This window comes from Mycobacterium sp. Root135, assembly GCF_001426545.1.
Classification (GTDB): Bacteria; Actinomycetota; Actinomycetes; order Mycobacteriales; family Mycobacteriaceae; genus Mycobacterium.
Genome location: NZ_LMEZ01000009.1, coordinates 409,869 through 426,493, shown reverse-complemented (window position 1 = coordinate 426,493; position 16,625 = coordinate 409,869). Strand labels below are relative to the sequence as shown.

20 protein-coding genes are annotated in these 16,625 nt (G+C 68.0%); 13 read left to right on the top strand and 7 right to left on the bottom strand.

Going from position 1 to position 16,625, the window contains the following annotated elements; all coding sequences use genetic code 11:
* Positions 1-5: 5 nt before the first annotated feature.
* The 5 genes from ASD37_RS27780 to ASD37_RS27760 are packed head-to-tail and all read left to right on the top strand — an operon-like array spanning position 6 to position 6,655.
* Positions 6-1,442, top strand: coding sequence for an aminobutyraldehyde dehydrogenase (locus ASD37_RS27780; protein ID WP_056560027.1), 1,437 nt, complete (start codon positions 6-8; stop codon positions 1,440-1,442).
* Complete coding sequence (locus ASD37_RS27775) at positions 1,442-1,798, top strand: hypothetical protein (protein WP_056559444.1); 357 nt, start codon at positions 1,442-1,444, stop codon at positions 1,796-1,798. Before ASD37_RS27780 ends, ASD37_RS27775 begins: the two co-directional genes overlap by 1 nt.
* A 1-nt stretch (position 1,799) precedes the next feature.
* The gene (locus tag ASD37_RS27770) at positions 1,800-3,527 is read left to right on the top strand and encodes an NAD(P)/FAD-dependent oxidoreductase (RefSeq protein ID WP_056559441.1); all 1,728 of its coding nucleotides are present in this window, start codon (positions 1,800-1,802) and stop codon (positions 3,525-3,527) included.
* Positions 3,528-3,529: 2 nt separating this feature from the next.
* Positions 3,530-5,281: an IlvD/Edd family dehydratase gene (locus tag ASD37_RS27765; protein WP_056559437.1), complete on the top strand. Its 1,752-nt coding sequence runs from the start codon at positions 3,530-3,532 to the stop codon at positions 5,279-5,281.
* A 60-nt stretch (positions 5,282-5,341) separates the two neighbouring features.
* Positions 5,342-6,655 (top strand): acyltransferase, encoded by a 1,314-nt coding sequence (locus tag ASD37_RS27760; protein WP_056559433.1) that lies wholly within the window; start codon positions 5,342-5,344, stop codon positions 6,653-6,655.
* Here ASD37_RS27760 and ASD37_RS31725 read toward each other — a convergent pair.
* A complete protein-coding gene (locus ASD37_RS31725) occupies positions 6,652-6,822 on the bottom strand; it encodes a DUF5302 domain-containing protein (protein ID WP_142271110.1) in 171 nt (56 codons plus the stop codon). The two genes, ASD37_RS27760 and ASD37_RS31725, sit on opposite strands and share 4 nt — an antisense overlap.
* Before the next feature lie 19 nt (positions 6,823-6,841).
* Entirely contained in the window at positions 6,842-7,288 is a 447-nt protein-coding gene (locus tag ASD37_RS27755) for a PPOX class F420-dependent oxidoreductase (RefSeq protein ID WP_056559430.1), read from the bottom strand.
* Between the two features lie 69 nt (positions 7,289-7,357).
* Here ASD37_RS27755 and ASD37_RS27750 point away from each other — a divergent pair, with 69 nt between their 5' ends.
* The 3 genes from ASD37_RS27750 to ASD37_RS27740 are packed head-to-tail and all read left to right on the top strand — an operon-like array spanning position 7,358 to position 9,548.
* A complete protein-coding gene (locus tag ASD37_RS27750) occupies positions 7,358-8,209 on the top strand; it encodes a class I SAM-dependent methyltransferase (protein WP_056559427.1) in 852 nt (283 codons plus the stop codon).
* A complete protein-coding gene (locus ASD37_RS27745) occupies positions 8,206-8,730 on the top strand; it encodes a DUF1697 domain-containing protein (RefSeq protein ID WP_056559424.1) in 525 nt (174 codons plus the stop codon). Before ASD37_RS27750 ends, ASD37_RS27745 begins: the two co-directional genes overlap by 4 nt.
* Complete coding sequence (locus ASD37_RS27740; RefSeq protein ID WP_056559421.1) at positions 8,727-9,548, top strand: class I SAM-dependent methyltransferase; 822 nt, start codon at positions 8,727-8,729, stop codon at positions 9,546-9,548. The genes ASD37_RS27745 and ASD37_RS27740 overlap by 4 nt, the downstream gene beginning before the upstream one ends.
* On the opposite strand, the gene ASD37_RS27735 is transcribed toward ASD37_RS27740, so the two are convergent.
* Positions 9,545-9,910 (bottom strand): GntR family transcriptional regulator, encoded by a 366-nt coding sequence (locus ASD37_RS27735; RefSeq protein WP_056559418.1) that lies wholly within the window; start codon positions 9,908-9,910, stop codon positions 9,545-9,547. The genes ASD37_RS27740 and ASD37_RS27735 overlap by 4 nt on opposite strands.
* Before the next feature lie 36 nt (positions 9,911-9,946).
* Between ASD37_RS27735 and ASD37_RS27730 the strand changes: the two genes are divergently transcribed.
* A complete protein-coding gene (locus tag ASD37_RS27730) occupies positions 9,947-10,660 on the top strand; it encodes an NAD-dependent deacylase (RefSeq protein ID WP_200960010.1) in 714 nt (237 codons plus the stop codon).
* Here the strand turns inward: ASD37_RS27730 and ASD37_RS27725 are convergent.
* Positions 10,657-10,968, bottom strand: coding sequence for a hypothetical protein (locus tag ASD37_RS27725; protein WP_056559413.1), 312 nt, complete (start codon positions 10,966-10,968; stop codon positions 10,657-10,659). The genes ASD37_RS27730 and ASD37_RS27725 overlap by 4 nt on opposite strands.
* A 244-nt stretch (positions 10,969-11,212) precedes the next feature.
* Here ASD37_RS27725 and ASD37_RS27720 point away from each other — a divergent pair, with 244 nt between their 5' ends.
* On the top strand, positions 11,213-11,650 hold the full coding sequence (locus tag ASD37_RS27720; protein ID WP_056559411.1) for a hypothetical protein: 438 nt from the start codon (positions 11,213-11,215) through the stop codon (positions 11,648-11,650).
* A gap of 6 nt (positions 11,651-11,656) precedes the next feature.
* Here the strand turns inward: ASD37_RS27720 and ASD37_RS27715 are convergent, their stop codons facing one another.
* From ASD37_RS27715 to ASD37_RS27705, 3 genes are read right to left on the bottom strand one after another with little or no spacing between them, the layout of a single operon-like run.
* Positions 11,657-12,325, bottom strand: a complete 669-nt coding sequence (locus tag ASD37_RS27715) for a bifunctional 2-polyprenyl-6-hydroxyphenol methylase/3-demethylubiquinol 3-O-methyltransferase UbiG (RefSeq protein WP_056559409.1) — start codon at positions 12,323-12,325, stop codon at positions 11,657-11,659.
* Positions 12,325-13,005, bottom strand: coding sequence for a TetR/AcrR family transcriptional regulator (locus tag ASD37_RS27710; protein ID WP_056559406.1), 681 nt, complete (start codon positions 13,003-13,005; stop codon positions 12,325-12,327). The genes ASD37_RS27715 and ASD37_RS27710 overlap by 1 nt, the downstream gene beginning before the upstream one ends.
* A 1-nt stretch (position 13,006) precedes the next feature.
* Positions 13,007-15,331: an MMPL family transporter gene (locus ASD37_RS27705; protein WP_056559404.1), complete on the bottom strand. Its 2,325-nt coding sequence runs from the start codon at positions 15,329-15,331 to the stop codon at positions 13,007-13,009.
* Between the two features lie 123 nt (positions 15,332-15,454).
* Here ASD37_RS27705 and ASD37_RS27700 point away from each other — a divergent pair, with 123 nt between their 5' ends.
* From ASD37_RS27700 to ASD37_RS32575, 3 genes are all read left to right on the top strand, one after another.
* The gene (locus ASD37_RS27700) at positions 15,455-16,000 is read left to right on the top strand and encodes a DoxX family protein (protein WP_056560025.1); all 546 of its coding nucleotides are present in this window, start codon (positions 15,455-15,457) and stop codon (positions 15,998-16,000) included.
* An 84-nt stretch (positions 16,001-16,084) separates the two neighbouring features.
* A complete protein-coding gene (locus tag ASD37_RS32580) occupies positions 16,085-16,207 on the top strand; it encodes a hypothetical protein (RefSeq protein WP_142271112.1) in 123 nt (40 codons plus the stop codon).
* 238 nt (positions 16,208-16,445) lie between these two features.
* A complete protein-coding gene (locus tag ASD37_RS32575) occupies positions 16,446-16,568 on the top strand; it encodes a hypothetical protein (protein WP_255354949.1) in 123 nt (40 codons plus the stop codon).
* The last annotated feature ends 57 nt before the right edge of the window (positions 16,569-16,625 follow it).

Below are 16,625 nucleotides of genomic sequence, written 5' to 3'. Positions count from 1 at the left end.
TGATCATGACCTTCCACACCAAGATGTTCATCGACGGCACCTGGACCGACGCGGCCGACGGCGGCGTCGACCACGTCAACGCCCCGACCACCGGTGAGGCCTTCGCCGAAATCGCCCGTGGCGGTGCGGCCGACGTCGACCGCGCCGTCGCGGCCGCCGAGGCCGCCTTCCCGGATTGGGCCAGAACACCCGTTGGCGAACGGGCCCGGGCATTCCTCACCCTCGCCGACCGCGTCGAGGCCGACCAGCGCACGCTCGCCGAGATCGAGTCGCGCAACGTGGGCAAGCCCATCGGTCTCGCGCTCGAGGAAATGGAGATGATTCCCGATCACCTCCGGTTCTTCGCGGGCGGCGCCCGCACCATGGAGGGCCGCGCCGCAGCCGAGTTCGTGCGGGGCAAGACCAGCATCATCCGGCGCGACCCGCTCGGCGTCGTCGGCTCGGTCGCCCCGTGGAACTACCCGCTGCTGATGGCGATATGGAAGATCTCCCCCGCGCTACTGACGGGAAACACGTTGGTGCTCAAGCCCTCCGAGCACACCCCCTACTCGGTGCTGCGCCTCGCCGAACTCGCCGAGGACCTGTTCCCGGCGGGCGTGTTCAACGTGGTGACCGGTGACGGCAAGGAGGTCGGCGCCCGATTGGTTGCCCATCCCCGGGTGCGGATGTCGTCGCTCACCGGATCGGTCGCGACGGGGCGGGCGCTGATGCACGCCGCCGCCGACTCGAACCTCAAGCGGCTGCACCTCGAACTCGGCGGCAAGGCCCCGGTGCTGGTGTACTCCGACGCCGACGTACCCCTGGCGGTTGGCAAGATCATGGAGGGTGCGTTCTGCAACTCCGGCCAGGACTGCATGGCCGCATCCCGGCTCTACGTCCACGAGTCGGTGCACGACGAATTGGTCGCCGGCCTCGAAAAGGCCGTCAAGAAACTGGATTTGGGCGACACCGCAGACGAGAACACGTCGATGGGTCCGGTCATCACCGCGGCCCACCGCGACCGGGTCGAGGGCTTCGTCGAGCGGGCCAAGGCCACCGGGCACGTCGAACTCATCCAGGGCGACAACCCCGGTACGGGTTTCTACACCGCGCCCACCGTCGTCGTCGGCGCGCGTCAGGGCGACGAGATCGTCAGCACCGAGGTGTTCGGTCCCGTGACGTCGGTGACGAAGTTCGGCGACGGCGATGACGTCATCGCCTGGGCCAACGACACCGAATACGGCCTCGCCGCATCGGTGTTCACCAACGACCTGTCGCGGGCGATGACCGCGTCGAGCGATCTTCAATTCGGCACCGTGTGGATCAACGACCACCTGCCCGTCACCCCGGAGATGCCACACGGTGGCTTCAAGCAGTCCGGCAACGGCAAGGACATGTCGGTATACGCCCTTGAGGAGTACACCGAGGTCAAGCACGTCATGATCAACCGCGAGATCGCCTGATGCCAATCAGCGCGGTCAACACGTTTCGGCTGCGTTCCGGTGTCACCGCCGAGCAGTTCGAACGCTTTTCGGCCGACCTCGACCGGCCGACGTGCCTGGCGTTCGACGTGGTCCTCGGGTTCGAGGTGTACCTCGTCGACGGTGCAGACGGGGCGAGCGAAGCGACGGGGGATGTCACAGGGGCGAGCGCCGACGTCGTCGAGATCATGACCGTCTCGTCGTGGCCCGAATGGGAACGCGTCCGCGACTCGTCACCGGAACTCAAACCCGTGGTCCAGAGGTTCGACGAACTCGTCGAGCCGGGCAGCGTTGCCACGCTGCTGACCCGCAAAACAACACTGCCGCAGGAGATCTGACATGACCGCTACACCGGAGTACGACGCCGTCATCATCGGCGCGGGCCACAACGGCCTGGTCACCGCCAACTATTTGGCCAAAGCTGGCCAACGGGTGCTGGTGCTGGAGGCCCGCGACCTGGTCGGCGGGGCCTGCGTCACCGAGGAACTGTTCCCCGGCAGCAAGTGGTCGTCGTGTGCGTTCATCGCGGGCCTGCTGCGGCCCGAGATCATCGCCGAGCTCGAGCTGGCCAGATTCGGCCTGGACCTCTACCAGGGAGATGCACTGTCCTTCAGCCTGTTTCGCGACGGCACGTCGTTCACGATGTGGAAGGAGACCGACCGCACGCTGCGCGAGCTGGAGAAGATCAACAAGGACGACGCCCAGGCCTTCCTCGACTTCGGCGTCCGGCTGCAACGCTTCGCCGGGCTCGTCACCCCCTACCTGCTGGCGCCACCGCCGCAGCGCTCGGAGGTGTTCGCGGCGTTCGAGGCGGCCGGTGAGCAGACGCTGTTCGACGAGTTCACCCTGTTGTCGGTCCGCGACCTGCTCGACCGCTACTTCACCGACGAGCGGCTCAAGAGCATGCTGACGTTCTTCGGCATGGTCTCGATCTTCGGCGGACCCTCCACCCCCGGAACGGCGTACACCTACGGGCACCACTCCTGGGGTGAGTTCAACGGCAACTTCGGGCAATTCGGCCTGGCCCGCGGTGGGATGGGTGCCATCAGCGAGGCACTGGCCGCCGGTGCGCGTCACCACGGCGCGACGATCCGCACCTCGACCCCGGTCGACACGGTGATCGTCGAACGTGGCACGGCCACCGGGGTACGCCTGACCGACGGAACCGTCGTCACCGCCGCCAGGGTGATCTCCAACGCCGACCCCAAGCGGTCGCTGCTCAAGCTGCTCGAGCCCGGGGTGCTGCCTGCCAAGCTGGTCCGCGACGTCGGAAACATCGACACCCGTGGTTCGATGGCGCGCATCCACCTCCTGATCGACGAACTGCCGCAATACCTTCCGTTCCCGGACGCCTCGGAGGGTCCGCAGCATCACGGGCATCAACTGCTCGGTCCCAGCCGGGAGGCGTTCGAGGAGGCCTACGAGGCACAGCGCCGCGGGACCTTCCCGAGCACCTTCGTCATCGAGGCGGTCACCCAGTCGGTGACCGACGACTCACTCGCCCCCGCCGGACTGCACACCATGACCCTCGGCATCCAGCAGCTGCCGTCGGAACTGACCGGGACCACGTGGGCGGCCGAGAAGGAGAAGTGGGCGGACCTCGTCCTCGAGGACCTGTTCATCTACGCGCCAAACCTGCGTGAGCACATCCTCGACCGCGTCGTCATCACCCCCGACGACCTCGACCACGAGTACCTGATCACCGACGGCAACATCTTCCACGGCAGCATGATGCTCGACCAGCTGTTCGGCGCGCGGCCTTTGCCCGAGCTGGCGAATTATCGCACGCCCGTGCGTAATTACTACCTCTGTGGGTCGGGCACCCACCCCGGCGGTGGGGTGATGGGGGCCAACGGGCACAACGCGGCCAAGGCCGTCCTCGCCGACGCGTCGGGCACGGCAGCACCGGTCCGCACCGCCAAGGGGACGGGCGGCCGCAAGGCACCGTGGCAGCAACGCGTCGTCGGCGGCCTCATGTCGACGAAACCTGGACGCTGGGTGGGCTACCGCGCGGCGCGTCAACCCGCGCTGCGCAAGGTCACCGCATACGCGGCCCGGGTCCGCTGACCGTGACGACGCCGCCGGGCGGGTTGCGCAGCGCCAAGTGGTTCGCCGGCAAGGACGTGCCGGGCTTCGTGCACCGCTCGGCCATGCGGGCGTCGGGGTTCTCCCGGATGGCGTTCGAGGGCAGACCGATCGTCGGCATCTGCAACTCGTGGTCCGAAGTCGTCAACTGCAACATGCACTTTCGCGGCCTGGCCGACTCGGTGCGGCGCGGCGTGCTGGCGGCGGGTGGCTTCCCGCTGGAGTTCCCCACCATGTCGCTCGGCGAGCAGTTGATGAAGCCGACCACCATGCTGTTCCGCAACCTGATGGCGATGGACGTCGAGGAGTCCATCCGCGCCTACCCCTTCGACGCCGTCGTCCTGCTCGGCGGCTGCGACAAGACCGTCCCCGCACAGCTGATGGGGGCCGCCAGCGCCGACGTCCCCGCGATCGCGCTGACCGGCGGGCCTGCCGCGCCCGCGGTGTTCCGGGGCAAGCAGCTCGGGGTGGGTACCGACCTCTGGGAGTACATCGACGACGTGCGGGCCGGCCGAATGTCGATGGCCGAGTACGAGCAACTGGAGGCGGCGGCGGGCCCGTCGCGGGGGCATTGCCCGGAGATGGGCACCGCCTCCACGATGGCCACCCTCGTCGAGGGCCTCGGCATGACCCTGCCCGGCGGCGCGGCCATCCCCGCGATGGACTCACGCCGGCTGCAGGTCGCCGAGGAGGTCGGTGCGCGGGCGGTCGGGTTGGCCGTCGAGCGGCTGCGGCCGTCGCAGGTCATGACGGCCGAGGCGTTCGACAACGCGATCACGCTGATGCTGGCGGTCGGCGGGTCGACCAACGCGATCGTGCACCTGCTAGCCATCGCAGGCCGGGTGGGAGTTCCGTTGTCGCTGGACCGCTTTCACGAGCTCTCGGCGCGCACGCCGCTGGTGGTCAACGTGCGGCCCGCCGGTGAGCACCTCGTCGAGCAGGTCTTCCACGCCGGCGGAATACCGGCGGTGATGAAGTCGGTGGAGTCGCTGCTGCACATCGATGCGCTGACGGTCACCGGCAAGACGGTTGCCGACAACCTTCCGACCGCAGCCGCGATCGAGACGGCGGTCATCGCGCCGCTGGACGCGCCGTTCCAGCCGCCGGGCGGCCTCGCGGTGGTGCGGGGCAACCTCGCCCCCGGTGGCGCGGTGATCAAGTGCAGCGCCGCCAGCCCCGAACTGCTCGTGCATCGGGGTCCGGCCGTGGTCTTCGATGACATGTTGGATCTGATGCGACGGTTCGACGACCCCGACCTGGAGGTGACGCGCGATTCCGTGCTGATCCTGCGGTCGGCCGGGCCGCGCGGCGCACCGGGCATGCCGGAGTGGGGGCAGCTGCCCATTCCAAGCAAGCTGCTCAAGGAGGGCGTCACCGACATGGTGCGCATCTCCGACGCCCGGATGAGCGGCACCGCATACGGCACCTGCGTGCTGCACGTCAGCCCGGAGTCAGCGGTGGGCGGTCCGCTCGCCCTGGTGCGCGACGGCGACGTCGTCGCGCTCGACGCCCGCGCGGGGACGCTGAACATGCTGGTGTCCGACGACGAGTTGGCCGCGCGCCGCGCCGACCTGACGCCCAGACCGCCGCGTCACACCCGCGGGTACGCCTCGATATACGTCGAGCGCGTCCTCCAGGCGGACCAGGGCTGCGACTTCGACTTCCTGGTCGGCCGATCCGAGAATCCCGACGCCGAGCCGGACGCGATCTTCGAGGGCTGGATCGGCGGATGGTGACCCGGATCGCCGCAAAAGTCGGGTAAAACTACCTACGCCCTCCGGACCTACATTCGGTTCATGGGCGTAACCAGCATATTTCCGACCGCCGACGCGATCGAGTCGGCCACCCCGGCGAACCGGGACCGGACCCTCGACATGATCCGGATCGCGTCGCTGATCGGCGTCGTCGCCGGCCACACGATCATGGCCACCAGCATGATCGCCGACGGCGTGTTCACGTGGGGCAACCTGCTCACCACGTCGCCTGCGTTCCAGGCGCTCACGTGGGTCTTCCAAATCATGCCGCTGTTCTTCTTCGCAGGTGTGGCGGCGTCGGTCGGCTCGTGGGAACCCGGCGGCAGCTGGGGCGGTTGGCTGCTGAAGCGATGCACCCGGCTCTACCGGCCGGTCTTCTACTATCTCGCGTTCTGGGCGGCGACGCTGGTCGTCTTGCGCCCGCTGCTGCCGACCCGCGTGTACGAGTCGATCGCCGGAATCAGCATCCAGCTGCTCTGGTTCCTCGGCGTCTACGTCGTCGTCCTCGCCGCCGTCCCGCTGCTGGCACGCATCACGACGACGGCCCGCTTCGTCGGCTCCGTGACCGCCCTGTACGCGCTGATCGCACTCGTCGACGCCATCAGGGTGCACGATGCCGCGTGGTCGACGTTGGGCTACGTCAACCTCGTCGCGTGGTTGATCCCCGGCATGTTCGGCGTGGCGTACCGGCGACGGTTGGTCACCGCGTGGACCGCGCTGGCCGTTGGACTGACGATGTTCGCGGTCAACGTCGCCCTGGTGTGGTTCGGCCCGTACGAGCTGAGCCTCGTCGGCATCGACACCCAAGAGCTGAAGAACATGATGCCGCCGTCACTGTTGCTCACTGGCCACGCAATCATGATGTGCGCGTTCGCAATTGCCGCGGCTCCCGCCATCGCCCGCTGGGCGGGTCGGCCGCGGGTGTGGCGGCTGGCCGTGATCGCAAACAGCGGCGCCATGACGCTGTACCTGTGGCACATGCCCGCGCTGCTGGCCGTTCACCTGGCCTTCGACTACCTGGGCTTGGAACGCTGGCCGGGGCAGCCGAACTTCTGGACGATCAGCGCCGCGCAGGTGGCGGTGATGGCGGTGTTGGTGTGCGGCTCGTTCGTGGTCCTGCGGCCGTTGGAGAACGATCCGCTGCCGCTGTGGGACGGCGGCCACCTCGCCCGACCCGGTCTTCGCAGTGCCGTGGTCGGCGCCCTGTTGTGCGTCGCGGGCGCGGCGACACTCGCCGCGGCCGGGTGGGGCCTCAAGGATGAAGGGCTCGACTACGTCCTGGTGGTGCTGGCGGCGCTGACCGGAGCGCGCTTCCTGGCCAACGAGAAGCCGGTCGCGCACACCAGCGTGGGTTAGCCGCTCTTGCGGCGGAACTCCCGATGCGCCTCGGCCGGGCCGGTCGAGCGCGGGCCGTGCTTGCGTCCGCCGTCCTTGTGCTCGGAACCGCCGCCTGCATTGGCCTTCTTGCGCTCGAGCGCCTCGCGGAACTTGCGCTTGTTGTCGTCTTCGGGTTGCTCGGCCATGCGTTGAGACTAGCGCGTGTCAGCGCATGCCAGGCGGCATGCCGTACAGATGGGAGATCGGCAGCGTCATCAACACCCGCCGGTCGTCGACCATGGCCCGGCGATAATCGTCCCAGTCCGGATGATCCTTGCCAGCGATGCTGCGGTACAACGCAATCAGACCCTCGACGGTGTCGTCGTGCGGGTCGCTCGCGGGTAGGGTCAGGCGTGCGTCACCCTCGGCGACCGCATACGACCATCCGTCGTCGGAGCTGACGTGAATCGACGCCCGTGGGTCGCGGCGCAGATTGCGGGTCTTGGCGCGCGGCTCGGTGATCGACACCGAGATCGTCAACTCGCGCGCGTCGAAGTGGTAGGACACGTTCGACAGCTGAGGTCTGCCGTCCCGCTTGAGGGTCGCCAGAACGCCCAGCGAATTGCCGCCGATCAAGGCCAGCAGCTTGTCGTCGAACACGTCGCGGCTCATGCTCGCCAGCCTACGACCGTGGCGCGGCGTGCGGTCCGATTCGACCGCGGCAGCTCCTACCATGGGCAAATGACCCAGGAAGATCCCCCGTCGCTCCGCTCGCCCCAGGTCGACGGGATCGCGTTGGACGGCGTCTCCGCCACCACGCTGTGGACGTTGCACAACCGCGGCAGCGAGGCCAAGCGCTCCGACGGGGTGATCCGCGATCCGTGGGCGGTCACGCTGCTCGACACGATCTCCTACGACTATCTCAAGTTCGGCAAGCCCAATCAGTCACACGGCCTGCGCGCGGTCGCGTTCGACGCCGCCGCCCGCGACTATCTGACCGCGCACCCAAAGGCTTCGGTGGTGGCGCTGGCCGAGGGTTTGCAGACCAGTTTCTGGCGCCTCGACCGCCACGGAGTACTAGCCGAAACCACGTGGTATTCAATCGATCTACCGCCGGTCATGGAGCTGCGGGACCAGCTGCTGCCCTCGGACGACAGAATCGTCGCGTTGGCTCAGTCGGCGCTCGACCGCAGCTGGATGGACCGCGTCGACGCGACCGACGGCGTGTTCATCACCGCCGAGGGGTTGTTGATGTACCTCGAGCCGGAGGACGCCCTCGGCCTGATCGCCGACTGCGCCGCCCGCTTCCCCGGCGGCCGGATGATGTTCGACTCGATCCCCCGCTGGCTCAGCGCCCGCACGCTGAAGGGTCTGAAGCTGTCGTCGCGCTACATCGCGCCGCCGATGCCGTTCGGCCAGTCCGCCGACGAGGCCCTGGCGCTGGCGGGCACCATCCCCGGCGTGCGGTCGGCGCGCGACGTCGCCCTGCCACCGGGTCGGGGACTCTGGCGGCTGGGTGGCGCCTCGGTGACGGACTACGTCGGGCCGCTGCGTAGGAACCGCCCGAGCATCACCCTGCTGGAGTTCGGATGACGCGGTACGTCGCCTTCCTCAGGGGCGTCAACGTCGGAGGCGTGAACCTCAAGATGGCCGACGTCGCGCGGGCCCTGACCGACGCCGGCTTCACCGACGTCGCGACGATTCTGGCCAGCGGCAACGTGCTGATGACGAGCGACGCCAAGGTCGGGGCGGTCCGCACCGCGGCGGAGACGGCGCTGCGCGACGCCTTCGGGTACGACGCCTGGGTGCTGGCCTACGAGCTGACCACTGTCGCCGAGATCTCGGCGCGCTATCCGTTCGAGCGCGAGGTCGACGGCCGCCACTCGTACGTCACCTTCGTGACGGACGCCGACGTGCTCGAAGAGCTCGCGGCACTGGCCGCCGACGCCCAGCCGGACGAGTTGATCCAGCGCGGCGACGGCGTCGTGTACTGGCAGGTGCCCAAGAGCGGCACGTTGGACACCACCATCGGAAAGACGATGGGCAAGAAGAGGTACAAGTCGTCGACCACTACCCGCAACCTACGAACGATCGAGAAGGTGCTCGCGAAATGAAGACGAACGTCGACCTCTCCGGAGTCTCCGAGACCGCCCTGCTGACGTTGCAGGTCCGAGCACACGAGGCCCGCCGGGCCGACGGCATCATCGACGATCCGATGGCGGTCCAACTCGTCGACTCCATCGAGTTCGACTTCGCCAAGTTCGGCTACACCCGCCGCCAGGACATGGCGGTGCGGGCGCTGGCGTTCGACCGCGCCACCCGCGACTACCTTCGCGTGCATCCCGCGGCGACCGTCGTCGCGCTGGCTGAGGGGTTGCAGACCAGCTTCTACCGGATCGACGCCGCCGACGTCGGCCATCAATTCCGTTGGCTGACCGTCGATTTCCCGCCGGTGACGCAGTTGCGCGAAAAGTTGCTTCCGTCGTCGGATCGGGTGACCGTCTGCGCCCAGTCGGCGTTGGACTACGGCTGGATGGACCGGGTCGACACGACGGACGGCGTGTTCATCACCGCCGAGGGTCTGCTGATGTACCTGCAGCCGGTCGACGCCATGGGTCTGATCACCGAGTGCGCGCGACGCTTCCCCGGCGGCCGGATGATGTTCGACCTGCCGCCGTCGTGGTTCGCCGCGCTGGCGCGCCGGGGCGGCCTGTGGACGTCGACGCGCTACCGCGTGCCCGCCATGCCCTTCGGCATGTCGCCATCCGAGGCGGCGCGGCTGGTCGACCTCGTGCCCGGCGTCCGGGCGGTGCACGACGTTCCCTATCCCCGCGGGCGCGGTCGTGTGTTGAACACGGTGATGTCCGGGATGCAGCGCATCCCGTTGCTCGACCCGGTCAGGCCGTCGCTCACCCTGCTCGAATTCGGCTAGGTGAACGCCGTTTCCACGTAGCGCAGCGCATCGTCCTTGCACACGCCGAGCGCCTTGGCGGCAGCCGCAAACTGGTGCGCGGCGGTCGCCATCGCGGCGTCGGCAGGATCGATGCGCGCCACGAAGCTGCCGAATCTGCCGCGAGTCTCCAACAACCCGGCAGCCTCCAGCTCCCGATATGCGCGCGCGACCGTGTTGACCGCCATGTTCAGCTGATGCGCCAGGTCACGAACGGTCGGCAGCCGGGTGCCAGGCGGCAGCCTGCCGTCCCGAACACCCCCGATGATCTGCGTTCGCAACTGGTCGAACAGCGGCCTGGCCCCGTCCGGATCTACTTGAACCCACTCCCCCAAATCCCCCACGTGCCCAGTATCACAAATAGCGGCTAGTTTGGTGGCGTGCGAGTGACGGTGCTCAGCGGAGCGGGGATGTCCGCGGAGAGCGGCGTCCCCACGTTTCGCGACGTCGAGACGGGTCTGTGGGCCAAGGTCGACCCCTATGAAATCTCCAGTTCCGACGGATGGCGTCGGCATCCGGAGAAGGTGTGGGCCTGGTACCTGTGGCGCCACTACATGATGAAGGCCGTCCACCCGAACGACGGCCACCGCGCGGTTGCCGCCTGGCAGGACGGCGCCGAGGTGCACGTCGTCACCCAGAACGTCGACGATCTGCACGAACGCGCGGGCAGTGCGCGGGTGCATCACGTGCACGGCAGCCTGTTCAGCTTCCGCTGCGACCGTTGCGACGTGCCCTACGTCGGCGCGCTGCCGCCGATGCCGGAGCCGGTCGAGACCGTCGACCCTCCGAGGTGCGGCTGCGGCGGTCTGATTCGGCCCGACGTGGTCTGGTTCGGCGAGCCGTTGCCGTCCGAGGAGTGGGACCGTTCGGTGGAGGCGGTCAGCCGGGCCGACGTCGCGATCGTCGTCGGCACGTCGGCGGTCGTCTACCCGGCGGCCGGCCTGCCCGAGATGGCGCTCGCCGAGGGCATCCCGGTCATCGAGGTCAATCCCGAGGAGACGCCGCTGTCGGCTCGGGTCACCATCTCGTTGCGGGAGACGTCGGCGACGGCACTGCCCGGGCTGCTTCAGCGGCTACCCGCGCTGCTGGGCTAGGGGCACTGCCCGTTGTTCACGCAGCCGGGTGCAGGGGTCGCCTTGTACGTCGGCGCGGCCATCGGTATGGCCAGCGTCGTCGGCGCCTCCTCGTTGGTGATCCCGGGTTTGTCCACGACGGTCGACGGGAGCTTCATCGCCGACGCCGTCGGCTGAACGTAGGTCGTGTCGGTTGCCGAGTCGCCGGAACCCCCGGCGACGACGTCGGGCGCGGCGCCCGGACCCATGACGGACACGACGGCGCCGGCGCCGACGAGGGCTCCGCAGGCGATCGTCGCGGCGACCAGCTTGATGCGTTCGACGGTCATTCTTCCTCCAACGACTCAGTGGTCCACAGTCGGCGAATGCGACCGGCCATGTAAGAAGTCAACCGCCACGAACGAGTCGCGTCTAGTATTTTCAAAGCTATCCAAGGGCACTGGCAGGAGTTGAACATGTTGTCTGGCAACAGAATTCACACTCCGTGCGGGTGGCGTACACCACACCCGTCAACGTTTTTCAACGCCGTCGGCGAACGAAGTATTCCCACGAATGCCTAACAATGGAGAAATCATGACCGTAGTCCGTGGCGTGGCGGCGACCCTGATCGCCGTCGGGGTGTCGGTGGGGTTGGCGGGCCCGGCCTGGGCCGACGACTTCAGCGGCAGGTACACGTTGAACCTGATTGGCGCCGGCGCCCACACGTCCTGGACGGCCCGCACCACCTGTCCCCCGTCGAGCCAGTGCGTCGCGCACGTCGCCAGTTCCAGCGGATGGAGCGGCGATGCGCGGCTGGCAGGCGGCCGGTGGACGATGACGGTCGACAGGCCGGACGGTCACAGCTGCCCCGACGGCACGCGCGGCGCGGAATTGCAGACGTGGTCATGGGATGCGACCACCCTCGTCGGCCAGGTCAGCGGCGTCTCCGCGGAGTCCGCGACCTGTCCGGTGGGTCCCGCGAACGACTTCACCCTGAGCAAGACCGTCCCGGGCGTCGTCACACCCGTGTAGCGACCGCTACGCGGGCCGTACCGCACGGCCGACGGCGGCTTCCGACACCGGCATCGGCACCCACGCCGGCATGACCCACTCGTGGCGCACCTCGCGCACCTCGAAGCCCGCACCGACGATCGACCGTTCGGTGTCGCGGTGGGTGTGGCAGTTGCCAAGCAGCCGTGGCCAGATGGTCGCGTCGGCCAGCTTCTGTAGCGCCGCGCGCGGCCCGCCGCTGGCGACGTGCTCGAAGAACCGCAGCTCGCCGCCGGGACGCAACAGCGAGAAGACTTGGCGCAGAACGTCGTCGGGGTCGTCGACCGAACACAACACCAGCGAGCAGACGACGGCGTCGAACGGCTCGTCGGTCGCGAACTCCTCGACGGTGTCGGTGGTGACCGTGACCGGTACCGACGTCGACGCGGCGGCCCGCCTGGCGATCTCCGCGAGCCGCCGCTCCGGCTCGATGGCGACCACCTCGGTGACCGTCGCCGGATACAGCTCGAAGTTGGTTCCGGTGCCGGCCCCCACCTCGAGCACCCGACCGGAAAGCCCGACCAGGTTCTCGCGCCGCAGCCGTCGGACCGACTCCGGCTCGCGGGTCGACATGTTCGACCACAGCCGGGCGAAGAACGGATTGTCCACTCCACCAATCCCCCGGTCGCTTCGCTCCTGCCCGCCGTAATCACCCATCAGGTCACCAGTCCCTTGATCTTCGTGACCGCCTCCATCGGCGGCACGTCCAGTCCAAGCATTCCCGTCACGATGTGCCCGCAGCACGCGGATCGCATCACCCGGTCGGCGAACGCCTCGACGTCACCGAACGGAAGGTAGGGCCGCGAGATGGCAAGGGCGGCAACACCATGCGCCACCGTCCACAATTCGAGTGCGGCCATGGTGGGATCACCCGCCGGATAGACGCCCTCGGCCATCAGCGACTCCACCGACGCCCTCATGTGCACGAACGCCGAGCTGTTGAGGGTCACGTCCACGTCGCTGCCCGGCCTGCCCTCACCCATCGTGGCGATGCGATACAGCTCGGGGTTCGCCATGGCGAAGCGGACGTAGGCCAGCCCTTGTGCGCGCAACCGGTCGACGGTCGTCGGTTGGTCGACGGCGACCTGCTGCATCACCTGGTCGAGTGCCTCGAAGTACCTGGCGCACACCGCATCCAGAAGCGCGTCCTTGTCGGCGAAGTGCAGATAGATCGACGGCGACGTGACACCGACACGTTGTGCGACGGAGCGGATGGACACCGCCTTGGCGTGGCCCGTCTCCAGCAGCAGGCCGGTCGCGGCGTCGAGAATTTCCTCGCGGAGATGGTCCCCGGATCCCCGCGCCGCCCGGCGACGCTTGAGCGGCTTGACCGTCATGTCAGCGGTTGTCCGCCGAGGCGACCATGCCCAGGTCCGTCGTCGGCCGAATCGGGTGGTCGGGTTCGGGACCGGATTCGCTGATGCCGATCCGTTGGTGCAGCCAGACGAGCGGCTTGGGTGCCCACCAGTTCCAGCCGCCAAGCGCGTGCATGAAGGCGGGCACCAGCACCATCCGGACGAGCGTGGCGTCGACGAGGACGGCCAGCGTGAGGCCGACGCCGAACATCCGCATGAACGACACTTCGGCGGCGATCAGGGCGGCGAACGATATAGACATCACCAGGGCAGCCGCCGTGATCACTCGGCCGGTGCGGGCCAGGCCGAGGGCGACCGCCTCGTCGTTGTCGGCCCGCGCCGCGTGGATGGCCCGCAGACCCGACGGTGTCGCATCGCCGTTGGCCCTGAGCCCGAGCCAGTACTCCCGGATACGGGCCACGAGGAACACCTCGTAGTCCATCGACAGGCCGAATGCGATGCAGAACAGCAGCACCGGCATGTTGGCAACCAGCGTCCCGGTCGGCGTCGTCCCCAGTGCGTTCAGATGACCGTCCTGGAAGATCCACACCAGGGCGCCGAAGGCTGCGGTCAGCGAAAGCACGTTCAGCAGAACGGCTTTGATCGGCAGGAGGACGCTGCCGGTGAGCAGGAACAACAGCCCGAACGTAATGACCGCGATGAGGCCGAGAACCCATGGCAGCCGCGTGGTGATCGCCTCGACGCTGTCGCGGTTGATCTGGGCGACTCCGCCAAGGACGACACCGCGGCCGTCCGGTCCTGCCACGCCGTGCAGTTGGTCGAGTTGCGCCTCGGAGGCGTCGGAGAACAGTGGGGCGGTGCCGTCGACGGTGAGGTAGGCGCTGCCGTCGGCCACTCCCGTCGGGGCGGACGGCGGTCCGACCCGTGCGCCGCCGACGAACGTCCCCACCGGGGCGGACACCGAGGTCACGTCGGAGACCCTCGACAGGTCGGCGGCGTACCGTCCGAACGCGCTCGGTGACAGACCGTCGGCGTCGGGGATGACGACGGTCACCGCGGTGGACGAGTCGTCGGCGAAGTCGTCGCGGAGTTGGTCGCCTACCTGGTGCGCGGACGCCGAGGACGGCAGCACCCGGTCGTCGGGGAAACCCCACCGAACGCTGAGGAACGGTGCGCCGAGCGCCAACAGCACCACGACGACGGCCAGGCCGATGGGGATCGCGTTGCGCATGACCGCCTTGGTGGAGCGGTACCAGAAGATCTGGTCGACGGGTTTCGGGGCGGGCTCGTCTCGACGGGTGAGCCGTCGCAGCGGCCGGCGCACGTCGAGGCCGTCGAGCCGGTCGCCGAGCAGCCAGATCGCCGCGGGTGTGACGATCACTGCTGCGGCGGCCGCGAACGCGACCGTGGCGACGCCTGCGTAGGCGAAGGACTTCAGGAAGTACATGGGGAACATCAGCATCGCGGCCATGGAGAGCGCGACCGTGGTGGCGGAGAACAACACCGTGCGGCCAGCGGTCGACATGGTGCGGATCAGCGCCTTGTCGCGCGGCACCCCGTCGGCGAGTTCGTCGCGGTAGCGGCTCAGGATCAGCAGCGTGTAGTCGATGGCCAGCGCCAGCCCGAGTGCGGTCGAGAGGTTGAGGGCGAATATCGACACGTCGGTGCCGAGCGTGATGAGCCGCAGCACCGACATCGACCCGACGATCGCCAGGCCGCCGACGATCATGGGCAGGGCGGCCGCGACCAGCCCGCCGAAGACCCACACCAGCACGAGGAAGCTCAGCGGGATGGCGATCGATTCCATCAGCAGCAGATCGCGTTCGGTCTGCGAGGTGATCTGGGCGTTGACGATGGCGAGGCCGCCGGAGCGCACGGTGACGCCGTCGCGGTCCTGGGTGACGGCGTCGGACAGGTCGCTGGCGTATTTCTGGGCGTCGTTCTCGCCGCCGGTGATGCCGGCGACGATCAGGCCGGAGGTGCCGTCCGTGCTGGTGAGTTCCTTGGCGGCGGCTGGGGGGACGGTCCACGCGGAGGTGACGTCGGCGACGTGCGGCGACTGCTTCAGTCGTGCCAGGACGTCGTCGGCCACCCTGGTGGCCTGCGGGCTCCTGATGCCGTCGGGCGCGGTCACTGTGAGCAGCATCTGCATGTCGCCTTGGCCGAACTTGTCGGTGAGCAGTCGGCCGGCTTGAGACGATTCGGCGTTCGGGTCCTGGAAGCCGCCTGCCGAAAGGCTCTTGGCGACGGGGATGCCGAAGATCGCGGCGGCGACCATGACCAGCGCGGCGCCGATCAGTATGCGTCTGGGCGCGGCGATGGCCGCCTGTGCGATTCGGTGCAGCACGTCCGCCCCTTCCGGTAGTAGCGGCGTTAACTTATCAACGTTAACTTGGAGCGGTCAACGCCTCTCTCTTCATGGCACGACGGAGCGGGGCGGATCGTTCAATGCCCCCTTAAGGTGGTCGCCATGGCGACGACCGACGTGATCAAACGGCGCACCTCGAACCCCTCCGCCCTGCACGACCTCGGCGTTCTCCTCCTTCGGCTCTCCGTCGGCGCGACGATGGTCCAAGGCGGCGTCCTCAAGGCGCTCGACTTCCCAAGCACCGTCCAGTTCATGGAACGCGGGGGCTGGAGGTCGCCGACGTTCGCCGCCTACTTGGTGACGGCCACCGAGATCGCCGGCGGGGCGGCCTTGCTGCTGGGCCTGCTGACCCCGTTGGCTGCGTGCGGCATTCTCGCGGCGATGATCGACGCCTGGGCGGTCAACGTGTCGGCCGCCGCCGTGTGGTCGGATCCCTTCAACGTGCCGTTCCTGGTGGCGTTTGCCGCAGCGGCCCTGCTCTTCGTGGGCGCCGGCGGCTACTCCGTGGACGCGCGGGTGTTCGGCCGGCCGCGGTGGCCGGGCGCCGTCACGATCCCGTTGTTCCTGGTCGCAGTGGCCGCGGCCGTCGCGACCTGGGTGCTGCTGAACGGCGTCAACCCGCTCCACCTGAGCACTCCGACGCCCTAGAACCCTACTTCGAGGTAACAATTGCCAGGGTTTTCCGAATCGTGACTCAAAGAACTCTTAATAGTGATGGTTACTGTCCAGTACATGTGGATCGACGACACCAGCGCAGATGTCATCAAGGTTGACTTCGAAGCCTTCTATCACGGGGACTTCCTCGTCGAGGGTGACTGCTCCGAGCAGTTCCCCGACCTAGCCCAAGCCGTCTGACCGACCGCGGGTTTCACCCGCGTTCGACGACGAGCAGACCGGTCGCGCGCACCTTCGGATGCCGACGCGGCTGCGGTATGCCAATGGCGTGCAAGAAGCCGCCGACGTACTCGTCGGCGGCTTCTCGCGTTCTCGGTCATGCCGCGACAGCCCCGAACCTACTTCCCAGTAACAATTGCCACCAATTTCAGAATCTGGCCTCAGAGTTCTCTCAATCACCGAAGTTACTGTTCAGTACATGTGGATCGACGAGAGCAACGCCAACGTCATCAAGGTTGACTTCGAGGCCCTGTATCACGGGGACTTCCTCATCGAGGGAGTGACTGCCGAGCAGTTCCCGGATCTCGCCGAGGCCGTCTAGACGCCCCGCCACACAGACACACGAAGAGCCGCCGACCACTGGTCGGCGGCTCTTGTG